Source organism: Streptomyces sp. NPDC088124 (assembly GCF_040685895.1).
Classification (GTDB): domain Bacteria; phylum Actinomycetota; class Actinomycetes; order Streptomycetales; family Streptomycetaceae; genus Streptomyces.
In genome coordinates this window covers 19,101-38,477 of sequence record NZ_JBFBJB010000026.1, presented here as the reverse complement: position 1 = coordinate 38,477, position 19,377 = coordinate 19,101, and the positions used below count along the sequence as shown (strand labels likewise).

The following is a 19,377-nucleotide window of genomic DNA, read 5'->3' as shown; positions in this document are numbered from 1 at the left end:
CCCTTGTCCCCTGGCGACCGCCGCTGTTCGACGGATGCCCGCGCGGGGCCGCCGTCAGCCGAGGGCGGGGTAGTCGGTGTAGCCGCGGTGGTCGCCCCCGAAGGAGGTCGCGCGGTCGGGGGAGTTGAAGGGGCCGCCGGCGGCGAGGCGGGCCGGCAGGTCGGGGTTGGCGAGGAAGAGGCCCCCGTAGGCGATCAGGTCGGCGGTGCCGTCCTCGACGAGTGTCAGCTCGGCGGGGCCGGTGGGCTCCATGCCGGTGAACGGGTTGAGGACGAAGGTGCCCGGCCACGCCTTGCGCAGCCGTACGACCAGGTCGCGGGCCCCGGGCGCCTCCATCTGGTGCAGGTAGGCCAGGCCGAGCGGGGCGAGCGCGTCCACCAGCGCGGTGTAGGTGGCCTCGACATCCGTCCGGTCGCTCTCGTCGATGTCGTTGTAGGGGTTGCCGGGCGAGAGGCGGAAGCCGACCCTCTCCCCGCCGATGGCCTCGGCCACGGCCCTGGCGGTCTCCACGGCGAAGCGGATCCGCCGCTCGGGGCTGCCGCCCCAGGCGTCGGTGCGCCGGTTGGAGTTCGGCGCCAGGAACTGATGGATCAGATAGCCGTTGGCGCCGTGCAGTTCCACGCCGTCGAAGCCCGCCTCGACGGCGTTGCGCGCCGCGGTGGTGAAGTCGGCGATGGTCCGCGCGATCTCCGCCTCGGTCAGCTCGTGCGGGGTGACGAAGTCCTGCGGCCCCTCGTGCGTGTAGACCTGGCCCTGGGCGGTGACCGCGGAGGGCCCGACCGGGGCGAGGCCGGTGAGGCTCGGGTGGCCGACCCGTCCGGTGTGCATGATCTGCAGGAAGATCACGCCGCCCTCGGCATGCACGGCGTCGGTGACCGCGCGCCAGGCCGTGACCTGTTCGGCGGAGTGGATACCGGGGGTGTCCGGGTAGCCCTGGCCGACCTCCGACGGCTGCGTGCCCTCGGTGACGACCAGTCCGGCGCTCGCCCGCTGCGCGTAGTAGGTCGCCATCAGCTCGGTGGGGGTCCCCCCGGGGCCGTAGGCGCGGCTGCGGGTCATCGGGGCCATCACGATGCGGTTGGAGAGGCGGATACCGCCGAGGTCGTACGGGGCGAAGGCCGTCGTCATGATCGGATTCCTGTCCGGTTCGGTTGGCGTGACACCGCACGGTGCCATTGCCTGTCCGAACAAGTAAATAGCCTGGCCCATTCCTTGGGGAGCGTGATCTGCGTCACTCCCGCGAATCCAGGTGCTGACAGCGCTATCCCTGCTGCCCGGCGTGGCGGGGGAGAGGGGGCGGTAGAATGTTCCTGTCCGGGCAATGATCAGCGTGAGGGGCTGTGAGCGACATGTCGAGGGATGCAGACGCCGTACCGGCTGAGGGCTCCGTGTCGACCGGGGGCTCCGCCGTGGACGTGGCACGCCCCCTGATGCCGCCTTCGGTCCGGGCCGGGGTCATGACCCACGCGATCTTCCGCGTGGCGCGCCTGCACCGGATGCTCGCCGGGCAGCTGCTGCGCCGCGTGGGGCTGCACCCCGGGCAGGAGCTCGTCATGATGCAGCTGTGGGACCTCGGCCCGCAGCGTCAGACCGACCTCGTCCGGCTGCTCGGCTCGGACGCGGCCACCATGACCCGCACGGTCAAGCGGCTGGAGAACGCGGGCTTCGTCCGCCGGCGGCCGAGCGAGACCGACCGGCGCGCCACCATCATCGAACCCACCGCCGCCAGCCTCGCGCTGCGCAAGGAAGTCGAACAGGTCTGGGCGGAACTTGAGGACAGCGTCGCCGCCGACCTGGACCCGGACGGACGGGACACCATGATCCGCGTGCTGGCCGGTATCGAGGACAGCCTCGGCCGGGCAGTCGAGCGTCAGGCACCCCTCACGTAGCCGGGGCACCCACGGGCGCGACGTCACACCCCTTCAGGAAGCCGCAGGCCCTGCGTTTGCCGGCTCGGGCCGCGCAGTGGAAGGGCGGCAAGCGCGAGCAGGACGGCGAGTCCGCACAGCACGATCGCCTCGGGCACTGGTTGCCCGGCGCGCCAGAGCTGGACCGGCAGCCCGATCCAGGGCACGCGCAATCGTGCTACGCCTTGGAGCTCCGAGGGGCGTACCGGTGTGGAGTCCGGCGTGGGGTTGGCGTCACCTTTGGTGATCAGGTGGTTGTCGGGAAGTACCTGGTGGACCCGGTGGGTGAGAAGACGGCCGGGGCGCGTGGGGTCCTGGGTCAGCACGATGCGGCCCACCGCCGGTGCGTGGTCGGGTGGTGGTGGCTGGTAGACAACGACGTCGCCCGGAACGAGGGCGGGACGCATGGAGCCGGACTGCACCACGCCCGCTGTCCAGCCCAGCGCCATGACGGGCACATGCGCCCATACCAGCAGCCCGAGCATCGAGCCGAGCACGGTTCGTGAAACGAGCGTCGTGGCCACGCGGATCGGGTGCGGGGCGTCCCTGGCCGTGGGGCGGCGGAGCGCGCCTACGGCCAGGTCGCCGGGGAGGGTCACCCCGGTTCCCGCGCTTCCCAGGTGAAGGCCGCCTCGTTCGTGGCCGTGCTCTGCGAGCCGTTGGGTGCGCTCGGGCTGAACTCCCACGCGACGCGGAAGCTCAGCGAGCCGGGTGACGTGCCGGGAAGGGTCCAGGGGCCCAGACCGGTACGGAAGTCGGTGTACAGGGCCATGAACGTGTCCAGGGTGCCGTCGAACGCGGTCCTGTGCGCAGTGAAGCCCTTGCAGTTCCCGAAGGAGCCACCGCCGCCCACCTCGATGTGGAGGTTGATGAAGGACTGGAAGTTGCTGGGCCAGTTCGGTGAGTTGCCGTACAGCTTGAGTGCCGTGGGGGTGCCGGCGTTCGACTTGATCCTGATGCAGTTGGCGCCTGTGTCACCGGGTCGCATGTTGTCGACGTCGAACATGGGCACAGTGCTGTCGTTGGCCAGCCCCAGCGAGCTGGAGGTCCATGTGTTGCCGCTGTTGCTGGTGGTCCCGCTCCAGTCGGCGTTGGTGGCGCCCCAGACCAGAGCACCGCTGAACAGTAACCCGAGCGGAACGGGCAACACCTGTGCCAGCACGTTCAGCCAGGGACGCGCCATCGCCGACTCCGTTCACCGTCGTCTTTCCCGCAGCATATTGTCTCGCTTGTCCCGGTTGTGGCGATGGTGCTCCGTGTCGCGATCCGGCGCCTGGCGCAGCGCACGAATCTCCCCGGTCGTCACTCCGTCGCTGTCTCCTTCTTCCATGACATCGTGGTTGATGGCCGCCGGCGACCGCGGTCGGCCGAACGAGGCAACGCGGTCCCAGGTGCCGTACGGAGAGCCGAGGAGCACGTCAGGCCGCTGATGCCCGGTCATTCACGCTGTCGCCCGGTCATTCATACGTGCGCGCCGCTGCTGGAGACGCTCGCCCCGGCGTTCACACCGTGCTCCCGGGCATGCGGGGACGAGGAGCGGGAGCGAGCCTTCCCTGCTGGGCGACAAGACTCTTGGCCGATTCGGGCGACACCGGGTCCGGCTCGGGGTGCGGCGCGCACGCGGCGTCCCGCCGGGGTGTCTCCCCCTTCAGCAGGTAGTTCTGCAGGTACGCGTTCACACAGGGGTTGTCGGCGCCGGAGACCCCGTGCGTGCCGGCGTCCCGCTCGGTCACCAGCGCCGAGCCCGCCAGTCGCCGCTGGAGCTCCAGCGCCCCTTCGTACGGGGTGGCCGCGTCCCGTTCCGCCGCCAGGATGAGCGTCGGCGGGAGCTGCCCGGGGCGGGTGCGGACGTCGACGGGCTCCTGGCGGGGCGCGGGCCAGTAGGCGCACGGCAGGTTCATGAAGGCGTTGTCCCACGTCTCGAACGGGGCGCTCCGGGCGAGCTCCGTGTTGTCGCGGTCCCACACCTCCCACCGGGTCGGCCACGGCGCGTCGTTGCACTCGACGGCCGTGTAGACCGCGCCGCCGTTCTCGCCGTCCTCGGCGGCCTCCGGGTGGGGGGAGGCCTGAGAGATCAGCGGCTCCGGGTTGCCCTTGACGTACTCGGAGAGTGCCGAGGCGCGGCTCGCCCAGTAGTCGTCGTAGTAGCCCACGCCGAGCATCGCCGCCTGGAGCTGCCCGGGACCGACCGTGCCGCCCGCCGGTTCGAGCGCGACCCCGGCGCGCACCTGCTCGTAACTCCGCTGCACCTGCGCGGCGTCGATGCCCAGGTGGTACGTCGCGTCGTGCTTGGCCACCCAGATCCGGAAGTCCTCCCAGCGCCGCTCGAACGCGGCGGACTGGTCGAGGTTGTTGCGGTACCAGATCCGCCGCGGGTCCGGGTTGACCGCGGAGTCGAAGACCATCCGCCGTACGTGTGTGGGGAAGAGCGTCGCGTAGAGGGCGCCGAAGTACGTCCCGTACGAGGCGCCCATGAACGTCAGCTTCCGTTCACCGAGCGCGGCGCGCAGGACGTCGAGGTCGCGGGCGTTGTTGAGGGAGTGGTAGTGGCGCAGCGCGGTGCCCGCGCGGTCGGCACAGCCCTGGGCGTACGCCTTCGCCTCGGCGATCCGCTCCCGTTTGTACGACTCCGAGGGGTGCGTGGGCGCCTGGGTCGGGGCCTTCGCGTGGTCCGCCGGGTCCTTGCAGGAGAGCGGCGCGGAGCGGCCGACGCCGCGCGGCGCGTAGCCGACGAGGTCGTACGCGGCGGCGATCCGCCGCCACTGGGCCACCTCGGCGGCGAGCGGGAAGTACATGCTGGAGGCGCCGGGGCCACCGGGGTTGAAGACGAGCGCCCCCTGCCGGCGGTCGGCGGGACCGCTCGCGGCGACCCGGCTGACGGTGAGGCTGATCGCCGGGCCGTCGGGCTCGGCGTAGTCGAGGGGGACCTTGACGGTGCCGCAGGTGACGGGCGCGGGCAGCATCTCGGTCTTGGGGCAGGCGCCGAAGGCGATCCCGGCGGCCGCGGCGCGCGCCGCCGCCCGGGCCACCCCGCGGGCCGCGGCGGAGCCGGAGCCGGAACCGGAGCCGGCGGCCGGGGTGCCGGCCGCGGACGCGCCGTCCGCCGGGACGGCGACGAGGGCCGACAGGACCAGGGAGCCGAGGGTCGTCAGAGCCCCGTACTTCGCTACTGCTCTCATCGCGTTCCCTTCGCGCGTGCGGACGAGCGGACCGAGGCGCTCCCGGCGGACGGGGGAGCGACGGCACGACGAGGGTCGCAGAGGGCCGGAGCGTGGCAAGGACCGATGATCGGTGTCGGCGGGCTATGACCCCGATGCGCCCCGGGGCCACTCGCGGGCGCCGCCCGGCGTGCGGAACGGGCGGGAGTGTGCAACGCGGGTCAGGCCCTGGGCCAGCGCGGCGCGGGCCGCCCGGGCCAGCCGCACCGGCCGGCGCGGCGGACGCGCGGCCGCGCGCTCCCGCCACCACAGGGCCAGCCGCCGCCGGGCCGTGGGGTCCCCAGGGCGCCCCTCGGTCAGCAGCGCCTCGGCGAAGTCCAGCGCGTCCCTGCGGTATCCGCCGCGCATCGGCCGCCGCGCGGCGTACGCGAGGAACGCGGGGCGGAAGCCGTCGCCGAGGATGCCGGGCAGCTCGGGCGCCACCTTGGCGACGACACCGGCGCGCTTGGCGGCGAGGGCGCGGCTCTGCACGCCGAGGCGGCGCCGGTCGAAGCCTTCCGGCGCGGGGGTGCCCGCGACCAGCGCGGAGAGCAGCGCGGTCTCGGCGAGCGCCAGCCGCTCCCGCGCCGCCTCGGTGGCGCCGGAGGCCTCCTTCTCCGCCGCCGGGGCGGGGGACCGTACGGTGGCGGGGGACCGTACCGGCGCCGGGTCCCCGGTCCGCAACGTCTCGCGGATCAGCGTCAGTTCGCCGGCCAGCTCCGCCGCGGGCGGGAAGTCGTCGTCGCGCTCCAGCAGCACGCCCGGCGGCGCCACCCGGGAGCGCAGCTCCGCGAGGACGTCGAGCACGGGCCGGGTGACCGGATGGGCGTGCGTGTCGTGCCAGACGCCGTCGCGCTCGATACCGCCCGCGACATGGACGTACGCGATGGCCTCGACCGGCAGTTCGTCGAGCGCCCTCGCCGGGTCCTCGCCGCGGTTCACGTGGTTGGTGTGGAGGTTGGCGACATCGATCAGCAGCCGGACCCCGGTGCGTTCGACCAGCTCGGCGAGGAAGCGTCCCTCGCTCATCTCCTCGTCCGGCCAGGAGACCAGGGCGGCGATGTTCTCCACAGCGAGCGGCACGGGCAGCGCGTCCTGGGCGATCCGTACGTTCTCGCAGAGCACGCGCAGCGCGTCCCGGGTGCGCGGCACCGGCAGCAGATGGCCCGCTTCGAGCGCGGGGGACGCGGTGCGCTCCCCGCCCGCCCGTACGAACGCGATGTGCTCGGTGACCAGGGGGGACCCCAGCGCCTCGGCGCGCTCCGCGAGATCCGCCAGCCGCCGCGGGTCGGGGCGGTCCGCGCCGCCGAGGCCGAGCGAGACCCCGTGCGGGACGACGGTGACGCCGCGCTCGCGCAGCCGGACCAGCGACTCGGGGAGATGACCGGAGCAGAGGTTCTCCGCGACGGCCTCGACCCAGTCGACCCCGGGCAGCTCCTCCACCGCGCCGGCGATCTCCGGGCGCCAGCCGATACCGATGCCCAGACGTGGTGTCTCGTTCATGGTCTCCCCCTGTCGCGGACTCCTCCGTGCGCGATGTCGCTCGCGGTTGCCGGGGTCATGGCCCCGGGAACGCCTCGGTGAATCCTTGAGGGAGGACGTTCAGAGGTTCATTTGAGGTTCCGCCCTCACCGTCGCGGAACGGTGCCTCCTCTCCCGTACGTACGGAGGAGGAGGCACCGTTCCGCCGGGCGGCGGAAGCGCGGTGGATCAGCTCTGGGCGGGGGCCGGCACGCCCTGCCCACCCGGCGCTGCCGGCTCGCCCGGGTCCGGCCGGTCGGTGTTGACCGTGCCCGGCTCGCCGGGCGAGGGCTTCGAGGTCAACTCCCCGTTCGCGCCCGGCTCCAGCGGGGTCGAGGCCGGGGGCAGGTTGCCGTTCGGCGGCGGCGGGCCGGTCGGGCTGGCGGTGGCGAGTCCGGCGGCCTCGTCGGCGATCTTGTCGAAGTCGACCTTGCCGGTGGACTCCAGCATGGTGATGTGGTCGAGGACGGTGACGTTGGCGTCACTCGCGAGCTGGCGGATCAGGGCGTTCCTGGTTTCGTGCCGTACCTTCGCGATCAGGGCGAAGACCTTGCCGTGGGCGTCGCGCAGCAGGTTGGCGAACTTCTGCTCGTACTCCGGACCCGTGGCCGCGGACAGCTCCCTGAGCCAGCCCTGCTGCGCCTCGTTGGGCTGGTTCGGCAGCTCCACGCCGAGCTTCGCCGCCACGTCCCGGGCGCGCTTGTCGAGGTCGGTGTGGCCCACGACGAGGTGGTCACCGGTGTCCCTGATCGCCTGGGTCGGCGCGCGCTCGATGGCCTGCTGCCCGGCGGGCAGCTCCCAGAGCCCCGCGAGCCTGACCTTGACCAGGAAGTCACGGTCGGTGGCCGTCAGCGGTCCCCACTGCGTGGAGACGGTCGACGCGGCGATATTGGCCTGCCCTGTACCGGAACGGTCGGCGTACGACCACACGGGGAAGGCCAGTGCTGCCACTGTGGCGACCAGCCCCACGATGATGATTGCCGAACCGTTGATGCGTCGCAACAATGTGCTGCCTCCCGTACCGAAAACTGACACCGCTGAATCAACCGCGGGGAGCGCGGCCGTTCCTCCCGCTTGGCGGTATCGACAAGTACGTATGGCGCGTAGGGAGCGTTCAATTGGGCAGCGAACGATGAACGGCGGTGCGCCCGCGCGGCGGCGGTCGGGCGGCGGCCACCGCGCGGGAGCGGCGCCGGCCGGGTCAACTCCGCCTGGACCGGAGCATGGTGCGGCTCGCGGTGCGGGTGAGCTCCGGGCTGCTCAGGACGTCGGTGCTGTCGAGGTACTGGTCCACGGAGCCGACCGGCGGCAGCTCGCGCAGGGCCGGGTCCGTGATGCGGGCGCTGAGGGCCCTGGCGAAGCGGTCGGCGCGCAGGACCTGGAAGGGCCTGGAGTGGTAGGGACGGACGGCGGGGTCGACACGGTCCGTCAGGCGCAGTTCGTTGTGGTGGTCCGCGACGGACTCGTACACGTGCGAGAGATGCCGCTCGCGCGTGCGCCAGTCGGTGGCGGCGAGGACGGCGGTGAGGTCGGGGGTGAGGCGGGGGCCCAGGGAGGTGCGGGCGAAGGCGCTGCCGAGCCACTTGCCGTAGGGCGGATAGCGGCGGTCCATCAGGAGGCACAGGCGCATCAGGTCGCGTACGAGGCGGGCGGCGACCACGGCGGATCCGAGCTCGTCGCCGACTTCGCCGCAGCGGCCGACGAAGGCCTCCTCCTGGGATATGCGCTGCCACTGACCGGCCATGACATGGAGCCAGACGTCGTGCGGGTACCAGCGCAGGGCCGCCCGTAACGGGGCGAGTTCGCCGAGCCCGTCGTGGAAGACGGCGCCGCCGGTGACTTCGGCGAGCAGCTGGGTGGGGGTGGCGAGCCAGTCCTCCGCGGTGATGGGGGACGAGGGGCAGAAGCCGAGCGTGTCGTGGAACCAGGCGGTGAGGTGGGTGACTTCGACCCGGTGGTGCACGGGACGGTCGGTGGCCCGCATGACGCGGATGTCACGGTCGCCGGTGGGGGCGAAGTGGGTGGGATAGCCGTGGAAGGTCTTCGGGAGATGCTCGGAGAGGAGGCGTCTGACGCGTCCTCCGTGCCGGGACACGTCCTGGTGGCGGAGGAAGAGCTGGAGGCGCGGCCCCCATTCGTGGTCGGCGGAGCGCGGGGTGTCGAAGCCGAGCACTTCGGAGCCGCTGCCCAGGCGTGCGGCGGAGTGCGGGATCGCCGGGGAGACCTCTTCCAGCAGGGGGCGTACCGCTTCCGTGTAGAAACGGCGGGAGAGTTCCAGGCCGGGAATGAAGACCGGCATATTCGTGACGCTCATGCCAGGAAGGTGTGCCCATTAAGTGAGGGGGCATGCGGAATATTTTCACATCCTGACACGGTCCTGACACGGTCCTGTCACGGGCGCCGCGGGCGCCCCGGATCACCGGCACGGTGGCCTCCCTCGACGGCCACGGTCATCCCGGGGGCGATCTCGGTGAAGCCCGCGTCGTGGACCACCGGCAGCCCGGCGGTGGAGAGTTCCCGCCAGTGCGCGGCGTCCGCGGTGCGGACGGAGAGCGGGAAGCCCGCCGCGCGCCAGGCCTTGCGGTCCGTCTCCGACAGCTCCCACCAGGCGAGTTGGGCGCCGTGCCCCACCTGGGCCATGGCCTTGCCCGCCGACAGGGTGAGGCCGGGGTTCAGCCACAGCACCGGGTGCGCCGGGTCGGCCGGGGGCGGCGGCGCCGGGTCGTCCAGCTCGGTGCCGGAGACCTGGAGCCTGGCCAGCTCCTTGGGCCAGCCGTCGAGCGGGACGGGCGGAAAGACCCGCACCTCGGCGACGGACGGAACGGCACCGCCCGCGGGGGGCGCGGGGTCCGGGCCGCGGCCCGTCACCGTGATCCCGGGCAGCGCGCAGGCGCGCCGCCACTCCGCGCCGCGCGCCCGCCGCACCACCTTGCGGATCCGCGCGTCCTCCCAGTTCCGTACGGCCCGGGCCCATGCGCCCTCGTACTCGCCCTCGCCCAGGGCCCGTTCGTCGGAGAGCAGGGTGAGGACCGCGCGGGCCGCCGTCTCCAGTGCGTCGGTACGGGCCGGCGGCGCGGCCTTCTCGATGTGGACCACCAGTGGCAGTACGTACTGCGGGGCCTCGTCGCGGGCGGTCGGTTCAAGACGGAAGGGGCCCCCGGCCGGGGCGCTCACGCTGCTGTCGCTGCTCACGGCTCCCAGTCTGCCAGCCGCCCGGCGCCTGCCCGCACGCGGATTTCTTGGCCGAACCTTTCTTGGCGGAGCCTCCCGGTCCGGGCGACGATGCGCGGTATGAAAAGCGACCTCTTCTCCACGGAGCACATGGCACAGCCGGCCACTGCCCCCGGAATGACCCTCCAGAACGCCAAGTCGATCAAGTACGCCGTCAACGGCGAGATGTACGCGCGGCAGGGATCGATGGTCGCCTACCGCGGCTCGCTCCAGTTCGAGCGCAAGGGCCAGGGCCTCGGCGGGCTCCTGAAGCGGGCCGTCACCGGCGAGGGGCTGCCGCTCATGGCGGTGAAGGGCCAGGGCGAGGTGTGGTTGGCGCAGGAGGCCGCCAACTGCTTCATCGTCGACATCGACCAGGGCGACGCGCTCACCATCAACGGCCGCAACGTGCTCTGCTTCGACCCGACCCTCGGCTACGAGATCAAGACGGTGAAGGGCGCCGGGATGACCGGCGGGGGCCTCTTCAACAGTGTCTTCAGCGGATACGGCAAGCTCGGCGTCATCTGTGAGGGCGATCCCATCGTGATTCCCGTCACGGCGCAGGCACCCGTATATGTCGACACGGACGCCGTCGTCGGCTGGAGCGCGCAGCTCGGCACATCCCTGCACCGCTCCCAGTCCGTGGGCTCGATGATCCGCGGCGGATCGGGCGAGGCCGTCCAACTGATGCTCCAGGGCGAGGGGTTCGTGATAGTCAGGCCGAGCGAGGCGACTGGGCAGAAGCCCACCGCGCACTGACGCGAGCTGAGATCATGCCCCGATGAACCTCCAAGGTGTGGGCCGCCGTTACGGCCTCGGCGGACCGTGGGTGCTGCGCGGGATCGACCTCGATCTCCCCGCGGGCGCCCTGGTCCGGGTCGAGGGCGTGAACGGCAGCGGAAAATCGACCCTGCTGAGGCTGATCGCGGGCATCGACGTGCCGACCGAGGGCCGACTCCGCGACCGGCCCCGCACGGCGTACGTCCCCGAGCGCTTCCCCGTCGCCCTGCCGTTCACGGCCGCGGGTTACCTGATGCACCTCGGCCGGATCCACGGGCTGCGGCGCGGTGTGGCGGCGGCCTGCGCGGTCGAGTGGCTGGAGCGGTTCGGGGCGGAGGAGTACGCCCGTACGCCGATGGCCGAACTGTCCAAGGGCACCAGCCAGAAGGTGGCCGCCGCGCAGGCGCTGCTGGCCGAGCCCGAGCTGCTGGTCCTCGACGAGGCGTGGACGGGGCTGGACACGCCGGCCCGTACGGAACTGGACCGGGCGGTCGCCGAGCGCCTCGCGGCGGGCGGCACGGTCGTCTTCGTCGACCACGATCCACGGCGGCTGGCCGGGGAGTCGGACGCGGTGTACGGGGTCGTGGACGGCGGCCTGGTGCCCCGTACCGAGAGCCCGGCCCCGGCCGGGGCCGAGGGCGGCCCGGACCGGGACGGGGAGCACGGCCCGGTGGTCCGGATCCTGGCCGAGGGACCGGCGGGCACCGCGCTCGACGGTGCCGGAGCGGCCGGACTCCCCGCCGGACTGCCCGCGGAACTGCCCGGGGCGCCGGCCTGCGACGTACGCGCCGAGGACGGCGCCGTCCTGCTCACGGCGCCCGCGGCGCACTCCGACGCCCTGCTGCGCGCGCTGCTCACCGCCAGCCCGCCCTGGCACATCAGGGAGGTGGGCGAGGCCGACGGGCCCGCCCCGGCGGACGCGGCCGGCCGCTCCGTCCCCGCACCCAGGTCCGCCCGGCCGGCCGTGTCCGGCTCCGCCGCCACGGAGACGGAGCACCTCTCCTCATGACCGCACTGCTCAGCTATCAGATCGCCCTGCTGCTGCGCTCGCAGCGCTGGCTGCCGCCGCTCCTCCTGTACGGGATCTTCCTGATCGTCGGGGTGCAGGTGGGGCAGCCGGTCCTGGACTCGCTCGGGTACGCGGCGGCGGCGCTGCTGCCCGTCACCGCCTGGCTGGTCCGGATCTGTGTCACCCAGGAACCGGCGGCCTCCCGCGCCGTCGTCGGCGCGGTGACCGGGACGCGCCGTGCCCATCTCGCCGCGCTGCTGGCCGGCGTGGTCTGCGCGGGCGCGACGGCTGTGGTGGGCACGCTGGTCGTCACGCTGATCAGCGAACCGAAGAACGCGAACTTCACGGTCGAGGTGGACACGGTGTCCGCGGGTACGGCGGGGCTGCTCGCCGCGGTGGTCTGCCTGCTGCTCGGCGCGGCGGTCGGCGCGCTGTGCAACAGACCGCTGCTGCGCGCCCGGGGCCGGTCGATCGCGGCCACGGTACTGGTCTCGCTCGCGGCGCTGGTGACCAGCGGCTCCCCGGCGCGGTACGCGGTCGGCGACCTGGTGACCGGCTCGCTCACCGGGGAGGTCAGGACGCCGGGACTGACGCTGGTGGCCGCGGTGCTGGTGGCGGGCGCCGCGGCGGCGGTGGCGTGCGTGCTGGGCGCCCTGCGGGACGACACGGCGGACGACTGAGTACGCTCGGCCGTATGAGCGAGCAGACGGCCGGGCCCGCGGCGCGGGCGCCGCACCCGGAAGCAACAGAAGCTGCGGAAGCGGCGGAAGCAACAGAAGCGACCGCGTACGCGGAGTGCGTGCTGTGCCGGAAGCCGACCGAGCACCCGGAGACGGTCAGGGGTGTGACGCTCTGTCCCGTCTGCGAGTGGCAGGAGGCCCAGCGGACGGCGTGCTCGGGCTGACGGGCGCGAGCGGTGCCCTCCGCGGGCCCTTCTCCCCGGGGCCATCCCCCGGGGGCGTGCTCAGTGCGCCATCAGTTCGGACACCCGGACGAAGCGGTAGCCGCGCTCCCGCAGCTCCGGCACGATCCGCCGCACCGCCTCCTCCGTCACCGGCGCCGCGCTGCGCGTGCAGTGCATCACCACCAGGGAGCCCGGCTTCACCTCCGCCAGCACCTGGTCCGCGACGGCGTCCGGGTCCGTGGCGAAGGCGTCACCGCTGACGACGTCCCACTGGACGGCCGTCACCTTCTCCGGGGCGAGCGCGCGCAGCGACGCCTTGTCGTAACAGCCGCCGGGGAAGCGGAAGTACGGGACCACATTGCGCGCCCCCGCCGCGCGGAACGCCGCGAACGCCCGCCGTACGTCGTCGGCCATCCGCTCCTTGCCGATGACCGGCAGTCCGTAGCAGTCGGCCGTGAAGGCGTAGTGGCTGTACGAGTGGTTGGCGATCTCGAAGAGCGGGTCCGTGCCGATCGACTTGGCCTGGGTCGGGTACTCCTCGGCCCAGCGCCCCGTCATGAACACGGTCGCCGGTACTTCGAGCCGGCGCAGCAGGGCGATCAGCGACGGGTTGTCGAAGCGCTCGCCGCCCGCGGCCCGTGGTCCCTGGTCCGCCGTCATGTCGGCGTCGAAGGTGAGGGCCACGGTCTTGCCGGCGGCGGGGGTGCCGCGCTGGAAGACCGGCGTCAGCCCGTCGCGCCCCGGCGCCGTGGTCGGCGGCCCCTTCGCCACGGCGGGGCCGGACGTCGCGGTGCGGGCAGAGGACGGGGTGGCGGTGGCGGGGGCGGTCCCGGCGGGTGCCCGGTCGGCGCCGGCGCACCCGGACAGGGCGACGACGAGCAGGCCGAGCGCCCCGAGCCCACCGACAGTGGGTCGCATGTGTGTATATCTGGTCACACGCGGAAAATATATGATGATCTACCTGGAATCGGTGCGCGGCGCGCAACGCCGGCCCGGCCAGGACGTCGGCCCGGCCAGGACAGCAGCCGGCCAGGACACCCGCCCGTCCAGAACCCGGCCCGGGCTCAGCCCGGTGGCTCCGTGGCCAGCAGCAGCCTGCGGCTCTCCTCGACATCGAAGCCGCCCGGCGGATACACCGGGTCCAGCGCGTCCAGGTGTTCGAGCAGCAGCGTACTGATCGCCCAGTTGCGGTACCACTTGCGGTCCGACGGGACGAGGAACCACGGCGCGGCCTCCGTGGAGCAGCGCCGCAGCGCCAGTTCGTACGCCTCCTGGTAGGCGGGCCACAGCGCGCGGTCCGCTATGTCGGACGGCTGGAACTTCCAGTGCTTGTCCGGGTTGTCGAGCCGGGCCAGCAGCCGGTCGCGCTGCTCCTCGTACCCGATGTGGAGGAAGACCTTCACGAGCGTCACCCCGTCGTCGGCCAGCCCCCGCTCGAAGCGGTTGATCTGCCCGTAGCGGGCGCCGAGGGTCCGCCCGGAGGCCAGCCCGCGGACGCGGGCGATCAGGACGTCCTCGTAGTGCGAACGGTCGAAGATGCCGATCTCGCCCGGCAGGGGGAGCGCCCGCCGGATCCGCCAGAGGAACGGGTGGCCGCGCTCCTCCGCCGTCGGCGTCCTGAACGCCCTGATCCGGCAGCCCGACGGGTTGAACAGTCCGATCACCTGTTTGACGGTGCCGCCCTTGCCGCTGGTGTCCATGCCCTGGAGGACCAGCAGCAGTCGGCGCCGGTCGCCCGCGGTGGAGGACGCGTACAGGCGTTCCTGGAGCCCGGCCAGACGTCCGGCGAGGGCGCTCATGGCCGCCTGTGCCGCGGCCTTGTCCGGCGGACCGCCGGGGGTCGCCCGTGTGTCGTACGCGGCGAGGTCGACGGCGCCGCCCTCCGGGACGCGCAGCAGCTCACGGAGGCGGGGCGCCGGTTCCGGCCGCTTCTCCGACCGGCCCGGCTTCCCCGGCTTCCCCTGCTTACCTGGCTTCCCTTGCTTCTTCGGACTGCCGTCGGTGCCGTCCGTCCGGCCCTTCCCGGCCCTCTTGTCCTTCACGGCCACGACGCGCCCCTTCCGTCCGCCGGCCCCGCACCGGTCGCCCTGATCAGAGGATGCGACGGATCGGCGCGCCCAGCGACCCCGGGCGGGGTCGCCGGGCGCGCCGGGAGGGCGTCAGCGCCAGGGGCCCGTCACCGCGAACGTCGTCCCCGGCCGGTAGCAGTTCACGTACATCGTGGCGCCGTCCGGCGAGAACGTCACCCCGGCGAACTCGCCCCACTCCGGGTCCTCCGGGGTGCCCACGTTGTTGGCTCCCCGGGCCATCGTGTACACCTCGCCGCGCCGGGTCACGCCGAAGACGTACTGCGCGCCGCCGCCGTCCTCGCAGACCATGAGACCGCCGCTCGGCGCCAGGCAGATGTTGTCGGGGGACTCGCCGGGCAACTGGATGTCCGTGTCAGGGCCGAAGACGATCACCAGCGTGAGCCGGCGCCGGTGCGGCTCGTACTTCCACACCTGCCCGAAGTGGTCGCCCGCCGAGCCCTCCGAGCTGTGCGCGAAGCTGGACACGAAGTAGACCGCCCGGTCGCCCCAGTAGCAGCCCTCCAGCTTCTGCGCGTGGGTGATGCCCCCCGCGCCGAAGTCCTGGAAGCGGATCGGGGTCTCCCGGGCCAGCGGGTCCGGTACGGGGACCCACTCGACGCGGTCGAAGGTGGCGCCGGTCTCCATGACCGTCGACAGGTCCGGCACCCCGGGCACCCGCATCGCCTCCAGCGCGCCGCCCGCGCGCAGCGACCCGACACCGCCGCGCGGCTTCTCGGGCAGGAAGCGGTAGAAGAGCCCGAACGGCTTGTCGAACGCGTCCTCCGTCTCGTACACGATGCCGGTTCCGGGGTCGACGGCGACCGCCTCGTGCTGGAAGCGGCCCATGGCGGTCAGCGGTACGGCTCCGGTACGGCGCGGGTCGGCGCCGTCGACCTCGAAGATGAAGCCGTGGTCCTTGGTGTAGCCGTTGGTGCCCGCTCTGTCCTCGGTCTCCTCGCAGGTCAGCCAGGTGCCCCACGGGGTGGGCCCGCCCGCGCAGTTGACGGCGGTACCGGCGATGGCGACCTGTTCGCCGAGGACGTTGTTGCGCCCGTCGAGTTCGAGCGCCGTACAGCCGCCCTTGCCCATCGGGTCGTATGTGATGCCCTCGACGACCGGTACGCCGATCGGGGCCGTGACGCGGTTCTCGTGGTTGCGTACGAGGTGGACCCGCCCGCGCCGGCCCGCGAAGGCGGCCATTCCGTCGTGGTTGCTGGGCACCTTGCCCTCGCCCGAGCGGAGCGGATCGCCCTCCCGGGAGAGGACCTTGTAGCGGAACCCCTTCGGCAGATCGAGCAGACCGTCCGGGTCGGTGACGAGGGGGCCGTAACCACTGCGGCCCGTCGTCTGCGCGGCGGCGGTACCGGCGAACAGCTCCGATACGGCTCCGGCGAAGGCGATGCCCGCGGCGGTCGCACCGCTGCGGGCGAGGATCTGACGTCGTGTTGCGGACATGAGGCAACTCCCTGCTGGCGGACAGGAGACGTGACCCGCATGTGTGTATCACGTGCCTGTGGGACACGTGAACCATGCGGGTCACGGGGAGCCTCTGGTGTCGCGGGTCAGACGAGGGTGGCGCTCAGCGTGATGGTCGTACCGGTCAGAGCCTGGCTGACCGGGCAGTTCGCCTTGGCGTCGGCGGCCGCGGCCTGGAAGGCCTCCGCGTCCAGACCGGGGACCTCGCCCTCCACGGTGAGGTGGATGCCGGTGATGCCCTCACCCGGCTGGAACGTGACGTCGGCCTTGGTGGTCAGCTTGGTGGGCGGGGTGCCCGCGCCGGTGAGGCCGTGCGACAGGGCCATGGAGAAGCAGCTCGAATGAGCCGCCGCGATCAGCTCTTCGGGGCTGGTCTTCCCATTGGCCTTTTCGGCGCGCGAGGGCCAGGAGACGGCCTGTTCACCGATGCCGGAGGAGTCGAAGGTGACGGTGCCCGACCCCTTGATCAGTTCGCCTTCCCAGACCGTGTGAGCGGTGCGAACAGTAGCCATGATGGTTCCTTCCGGTGATCAACTGACCGATGACGGTCCGGGGCGACCACGGGAGGGCGACCGCCCCGGCACGCGCCCGAAGCGTGGTGCACAAGCCCCCAACCTACTGGAACCTAAAGGGTGACCAGCCCCTTCGCGTCCCTCGCCAGCGCGGTGAGACGGGAGATCGCCCGGAAGTACTTCTTCCGGTAACCGCCGTTCAGCATCTCGTCACTGAACAGCCGGTCGAACGGCACCCCGGAGGCGAGCACCGGCACCTCCCGGTCGTACAGCCGGTCCGCGAGGACCACGAGCCGCAGCGCCGTCGACTGGTCGGGCACCGGGACGACATCGGTGAGACAGACGGCCCGCACCCCCTCCGTCAGCGCCCCGTAACGGCTCGGGTGGACCGAGGCGAGATGGTCGAGCAGCCCGGGGAAGTCGTCCAGGCTGGCGCCCTCGGTGGCGTACGCGGTCCGGGTCACGGCCTCGTCGGAGTACGGGGCGGGCGCCTCCGGCAGCCCCCGGTGGCGGTAGTCCTCGCCGTCGATGCGCAGCGGCCGGAACTGGGCGGAGAGCCCCTGGATCTCCCGGAGGAAGTCGGCGGCGGCGAAGCGGCCCTCACCGAGCTTGCCCGGCAGGGTGTTCGACGTCGCGGCCAGCGCCACGCCGCGGTCGACCAGCCGGCCGAGCAGGCTGGAGACGAGGACGGTGTCGCCCGGGTCGTCCAGTTCGAACTCGTCGATGCAGAGGAGCCGGTGGCCGCCGAGGGTCTCCACGGTCTGCTGGAACCCCAGCGCGCCGACGAGGTTCGTCAGCTCCACGAACGTGCCGAACGCCTTCTGCTCGGGCGCGGCCGGGGTGGCGTGCCACAGCGACGCCAGCAGATGTGTCTTGCCGACGCCGTACCCGCCGTCCAGATAGACCCCGCGCGGCCCCGTGGGCGCCGGCGGCTTCCGCGCGAACCAGCGGCGCCGGGTGGATCCGGAGCCGCCGGGGCCGCCCGCCGGGTGCGCGCCGCCGAGCCCGGCGGCGAAGGCGTCCAGGACGGTGACCGCCTCGGTCTGGCTGGGCTGGTTCGGGTCGGGTACGTACGTGTCGAAACGTACGGAGTCGAAGCGCGGCGGCGGCACCATCTCCGCGACCAGCCGGTCGGCGGGAACGCGCGGCTCACGGGCGCAGAGCGAGAGGGGGGTCGCCTCGGCTGTCGAGGCGGGACCGGAGGCGGTGGTGGAGGACGACACAACCCCTCACTCTATGCTCCGTGCCAGACTGCTGGACATGCGACGGCTGTTCCCTGTGACCGATCAGACAACGCCCGGCACCCCCGCTGACCTCGCGGTCGGCGCCGACGGGGCCGACCGGGAATGGACGCTCGACGAGCTGGCGGAGGCGTACGGTTACCCGGAGTACGCGCCCGGCGGGGCTCCGGCGGGCGAGGCTCCGGCGGGCGGGGCTCCGATGCGTGCGGGCGAGGCCGGGACCTCGCCGGGCGAGGCTCCGGCGGGTTGCCGCGCGTGGCTGCGCGCCAACATGGTCTCCACCCTGGACGGCGCCGCCCAGCACGACGGTCTGTCCCACGCGATCTCCTCCGACGCCGACATGCGGATCTTCGGGGTGCTGCGCGGCCTCGCCGACGCGGTGGTCGTGGGGGCGGAAACGGTTCGGCGGGAGGGCTACCGGCCGGCCCGCGCCCGGGAGGCGTTCGCCGCGCGGCGCGCCGCGGCCGGCCAGCGGCCCGCGCCGGCGATCGCCGTCGTCACCGCGGGCCTGGACCTGGACCTCGCGGCGCCGCTGTTCACCGCGCCCAGCGTCCCCACGCTCGTCCTGACCGGCGCCGCCGCGCCGCCCGACCGGGTGCGCGCCGCCGAGAAGGCCGGCGCGGTGGTGATCGTCGCGGGGGACGGCGCCGGCGTCGACCCGGCCCGGGCCGTGCGGGCCCTGGCTGACCGCGGGCTCGTCCGGCTGCTCACCGAGGGCGGCCCGCGGCTGCTGGGCCAGTTCGTGGCGGCGGACGTCCTGGACGAGCTGTGCCTGACGCTCTCGCCGACGCTCACCGCCGGGGGCGCGCAGCGCATCGCGGGCGGCCCCGGCGTCGCCGTACCCGAACGATTCGCACTGGCGTCCCTGCTGGAGCAGGACGGGTTCCTCTTCACTCGGTACCGCCGCGCCCGACAATGAGCGGAATTAACCGTTCCGGTTAGCGTCCGGTGGGCAGACTTACTCTCAAGACCCCGTGTGGGCACGGGGAAGGATGGTTTCCGCAGCGGGCCCCGAGGACCCGTGCACCAAGTGGCTCAGTCGGCTCAATTGGCTCAGTGGAACAGAAGGGCGCCTGTCGTGTTCACAAGCGTATTGATGATCGAGAAGCCCCTGACGCCGGAGGACGTGGAGTTCGTGACCACCCTCCACGGCGACGAGGGGGTCTCCTTCGTGCTGCTCATGCAACCCCGTGGCGACCAGGCGGACGTCCTGCTGCGCGCCATCGACGACGTCGCGCTCGGCGAGCTCAGGGACGCCACGCGCGAGGGCGACCTGCCGGAGGGCACGGCGGCCAGACAGCCGGCCGAACTGGCACTCGAACACTCGCTGAGGGCGCTGCGCGGGGCCGGCTCCGAGGCGGTCGGGCAGGTCGTCGAGGACCATCCGCTCGACCTGCTCAAGTCCGTCGTGGAGGAGTCGGCGGCCGACGAGGTGATCGTGCTCACCGAGCCGCACTACGTGGAGGAGTTCTTCCACCGGGACTGGGCGTCGCGGGCGCGGCACAAGGTCGGCGTACCGGTGCTCAAGCTCTTCGCCCACAGCGAATAGGC

The 19,377-nt window shown here is 72.7% G+C and carries 20 protein-coding genes; 7 read left to right on the top strand and 13 right to left on the bottom strand.

What is annotated here, in order from left to right:
• Positions 1-54 precede the first annotated feature (54 nt).
• On the bottom strand, positions 55-1,128 hold the full coding sequence (locus tag AB0P17_RS22210; protein ID WP_365813448.1) for an alkene reductase: 1,074 nt from the start codon (positions 1,126-1,128) through the stop codon (positions 55-57).
• Positions 1,129-1,430: 302 nt separating this feature from the next.
• Here AB0P17_RS22210 and AB0P17_RS22205 point away from each other — a divergent pair, with 302 nt between their 5' ends.
• The gene (locus tag AB0P17_RS22205) at positions 1,431-1,889 is read left to right on the top strand and encodes a MarR family transcriptional regulator (RefSeq protein ID WP_365813603.1); all 459 of its coding nucleotides are present in this window, start codon (positions 1,431-1,433) and stop codon (positions 1,887-1,889) included.
• 23 nt (positions 1,890-1,912) lie between these two features.
• Here AB0P17_RS22205 and AB0P17_RS22200 read toward each other — a convergent pair whose 3' ends face one another.
• The 7 genes from AB0P17_RS22200 to AB0P17_RS22170 form a co-directional block, all read right to left on the bottom strand.
• Entirely contained in the window at positions 1,913-2,506 is a 594-nt protein-coding gene (locus tag AB0P17_RS22200) for a signal peptidase I (protein WP_365813446.1), read from the bottom strand.
• Entirely contained in the window at positions 2,503-3,090 is a 588-nt protein-coding gene (locus AB0P17_RS22195; RefSeq protein ID WP_365813444.1) for a hypothetical protein, read from the bottom strand. The genes AB0P17_RS22200 and AB0P17_RS22195 overlap by 4 nt, the downstream gene beginning before the upstream one ends.
• 319 nt (positions 3,091-3,409) lie before the next feature.
• Positions 3,410-5,086: an alpha/beta hydrolase gene (locus tag AB0P17_RS22190; RefSeq protein WP_365813442.1), complete on the bottom strand. Its 1,677-nt coding sequence runs from the start codon at positions 5,084-5,086 to the stop codon at positions 3,410-3,412.
• 123 nt (positions 5,087-5,209) lie between these two features.
• On the bottom strand, positions 5,210-6,607 hold the full coding sequence (locus AB0P17_RS22185) for a DUF692 domain-containing protein (RefSeq protein ID WP_365813440.1): 1,398 nt from the start codon (positions 6,605-6,607) through the stop codon (positions 5,210-5,212).
• A 207-nt stretch (positions 6,608-6,814) separates the two neighbouring features.
• Positions 6,815-7,627, bottom strand: coding sequence for a DUF4142 domain-containing protein (locus AB0P17_RS22180; RefSeq protein ID WP_365813438.1), 813 nt, complete (start codon positions 7,625-7,627; stop codon positions 6,815-6,817).
• A gap of 199 nt (positions 7,628-7,826) precedes the next feature.
• Complete coding sequence (locus AB0P17_RS22175; protein ID WP_365813436.1) at positions 7,827-8,939, bottom strand: DUF4037 domain-containing protein; 1,113 nt, start codon at positions 8,937-8,939, stop codon at positions 7,827-7,829.
• Positions 8,940-9,016: 77 nt separating this feature from the next.
• The gene (locus tag AB0P17_RS22170; protein ID WP_365813434.1) at positions 9,017-9,817 is read right to left on the bottom strand and encodes a peptidyl-tRNA hydrolase; all 801 of its coding nucleotides are present in this window, start codon (positions 9,815-9,817) and stop codon (positions 9,017-9,019) included.
• Positions 9,818-9,916: 99 nt separating this feature from the next.
• On the opposite strand from AB0P17_RS22170, the gene AB0P17_RS22165 reads away from it, so the two are divergent.
• From AB0P17_RS22165 to AB0P17_RS22150, 4 genes are read left to right on the top strand one after another with little or no spacing between them, the layout of a single operon-like run.
• A complete protein-coding gene (locus tag AB0P17_RS22165) occupies positions 9,917-10,594 on the top strand; it encodes an AIM24 family protein (RefSeq protein WP_365813432.1) in 678 nt (225 codons plus the stop codon).
• Positions 10,595-10,616: 22 nt separating this feature from the next.
• Positions 10,617-11,624 (top strand): ATP-binding cassette domain-containing protein, encoded by a 1,008-nt coding sequence (locus AB0P17_RS22160; protein ID WP_365813431.1) that lies wholly within the window; start codon positions 10,617-10,619, stop codon positions 11,622-11,624.
• A complete protein-coding gene (locus AB0P17_RS22155; RefSeq protein ID WP_365813430.1) occupies positions 11,621-12,304 on the top strand; it encodes an ABC transporter in 684 nt (227 codons plus the stop codon). The genes AB0P17_RS22160 and AB0P17_RS22155 overlap by 4 nt, the downstream gene beginning before the upstream one ends.
• 14 nt (positions 12,305-12,318) lie before the next feature.
• Positions 12,319-12,528 carry a hypothetical protein gene (locus tag AB0P17_RS22150; protein WP_365813428.1) on the top strand — a complete coding sequence of 70 codons (210 nt, stop codon included), beginning with the start codon at positions 12,319-12,321 and terminating at the stop codon, positions 12,526-12,528.
• Positions 12,529-12,588: 60 nt separating this feature from the next.
• On the opposite strand, the gene AB0P17_RS22145 is transcribed toward AB0P17_RS22150, so the two are convergent.
• From AB0P17_RS22145 to zapE, 5 genes are all read right to left on the bottom strand, one after another.
• Positions 12,589-13,446, bottom strand: coding sequence for a polysaccharide deacetylase family protein (locus AB0P17_RS22145; protein WP_365813427.1), 858 nt, complete (start codon positions 13,444-13,446; stop codon positions 12,589-12,591).
• A gap of 146 nt (positions 13,447-13,592) precedes the next feature.
• Positions 13,593-14,426, bottom strand: a complete 834-nt coding sequence (locus tag AB0P17_RS22140) for a PPK2 family polyphosphate kinase (RefSeq protein WP_365813601.1) — start codon at positions 14,424-14,426, stop codon at positions 13,593-13,595.
• Positions 14,427-14,687: 261 nt separating this feature from the next.
• Positions 14,688-16,052, bottom strand: coding sequence for an alkaline phosphatase PhoX (locus tag AB0P17_RS22135; RefSeq protein ID WP_365813425.1), 1,365 nt, complete (start codon positions 16,050-16,052; stop codon positions 14,688-14,690).
• 107 nt (positions 16,053-16,159) lie between these two features.
• Positions 16,160-16,585 (bottom strand): OsmC family peroxiredoxin, encoded by a 426-nt coding sequence (locus AB0P17_RS22130; protein WP_365813423.1) that lies wholly within the window; start codon positions 16,583-16,585, stop codon positions 16,160-16,162.
• A 113-nt stretch (positions 16,586-16,698) separates the two neighbouring features.
• A complete protein-coding gene (zapE, locus tag AB0P17_RS22125; protein WP_365813422.1) occupies positions 16,699-17,808 on the bottom strand; it encodes a cell division protein ZapE in 1,110 nt (369 codons plus the stop codon).
• Between the two features lie 37 nt (positions 17,809-17,845).
• Here zapE and AB0P17_RS22120 point away from each other — a divergent pair, with 37 nt between their 5' ends.
• Together AB0P17_RS22120 and AB0P17_RS22115 are read left to right on the top strand one after the other, a co-directional pair.
• Positions 17,846-18,745 (top strand): pyrimidine reductase family protein, encoded by a 900-nt coding sequence (locus tag AB0P17_RS22120; protein WP_365813420.1) that lies wholly within the window; start codon positions 17,846-17,848, stop codon positions 18,743-18,745.
• A 159-nt stretch (positions 18,746-18,904) separates the two neighbouring features.
• Positions 18,905-19,375: an indole-3-glycerol phosphate synthase gene (locus AB0P17_RS22115; RefSeq protein ID WP_365813417.1), complete on the top strand. Its 471-nt coding sequence runs from the start codon at positions 18,905-18,907 to the stop codon at positions 19,373-19,375.
• The last annotated feature ends 2 nt before the right edge of the window (positions 19,376-19,377 follow it).

What these genes read in the sequence shown, in the direction of transcription:
- AB0P17_RS22190 (WP_365813442.1), bottom strand. Translation starts at nt 5,086, where the DNA reads ATGAGAGCAGTAGCGAAGTACGGGGCTCTGACGACCCTCGGCTCCCTG.
- AB0P17_RS22160 (WP_365813431.1), top strand. Translation starts at nt 10,617, where the DNA reads ATGAACCTCCAAGGTGTGGGCCGCCGTTACGGCCTCGGCGGACCGTGG.
- AB0P17_RS22130 (WP_365813423.1), bottom strand. Translation starts at nt 16,585, where the DNA reads ATGGCTACTGTTCGCACCGCTCACACGGTCTGGGAAGGCGAACTGATC.
- AB0P17_RS22175 (WP_365813436.1), bottom strand. Translation starts at nt 8,939, where the DNA reads ATGAGCGTCACGAATATGCCGGTCTTCATTCCCGGCCTGGAACTCTCC.
- AB0P17_RS22195 (WP_365813444.1), bottom strand. Translation starts at nt 3,090, where the DNA reads ATGGCGCGTCCCTGGCTGAACGTGCTGGCACAGGTGTTGCCCGTTCCG.
- AB0P17_RS22210 (WP_365813448.1), bottom strand. Translation starts at nt 1,128, where the DNA reads ATGACGACGGCCTTCGCCCCGTACGACCTCGGCGGTATCCGCCTCTCC.
- AB0P17_RS22185 (WP_365813440.1), bottom strand. Translation starts at nt 6,607, where the DNA reads ATGAACGAGACACCACGTCTGGGCATCGGTATCGGCTGGCGCCCGGAG.
- AB0P17_RS22150 (WP_365813428.1), top strand. Translation starts at nt 12,319, where the DNA reads ATGAGCGAGCAGACGGCCGGGCCCGCGGCGCGGGCGCCGCACCCGGAA.
- AB0P17_RS22120 (WP_365813420.1), top strand. Translation starts at nt 17,846, where the DNA reads ATGCGACGGCTGTTCCCTGTGACCGATCAGACAACGCCCGGCACCCCC.
- AB0P17_RS22205 (WP_365813603.1), top strand. Translation starts at nt 1,431, where the DNA reads ATGCCGCCTTCGGTCCGGGCCGGGGTCATGACCCACGCGATCTTCCGC.
- AB0P17_RS22155 (WP_365813430.1), top strand. Translation starts at nt 11,621, where the DNA reads ATGACCGCACTGCTCAGCTATCAGATCGCCCTGCTGCTGCGCTCGCAG.
- AB0P17_RS22145 (WP_365813427.1), bottom strand. Translation starts at nt 13,446, where the DNA reads ATGCGACCCACTGTCGGTGGGCTCGGGGCGCTCGGCCTGCTCGTCGTC.
- AB0P17_RS22135 (WP_365813425.1), bottom strand. Translation starts at nt 16,052, where the DNA reads ATGTCCGCAACACGACGTCAGATCCTCGCCCGCAGCGGTGCGACCGCC.
- AB0P17_RS22165 (WP_365813432.1), top strand. Translation starts at nt 9,917, where the DNA reads ATGAAAAGCGACCTCTTCTCCACGGAGCACATGGCACAGCCGGCCACT.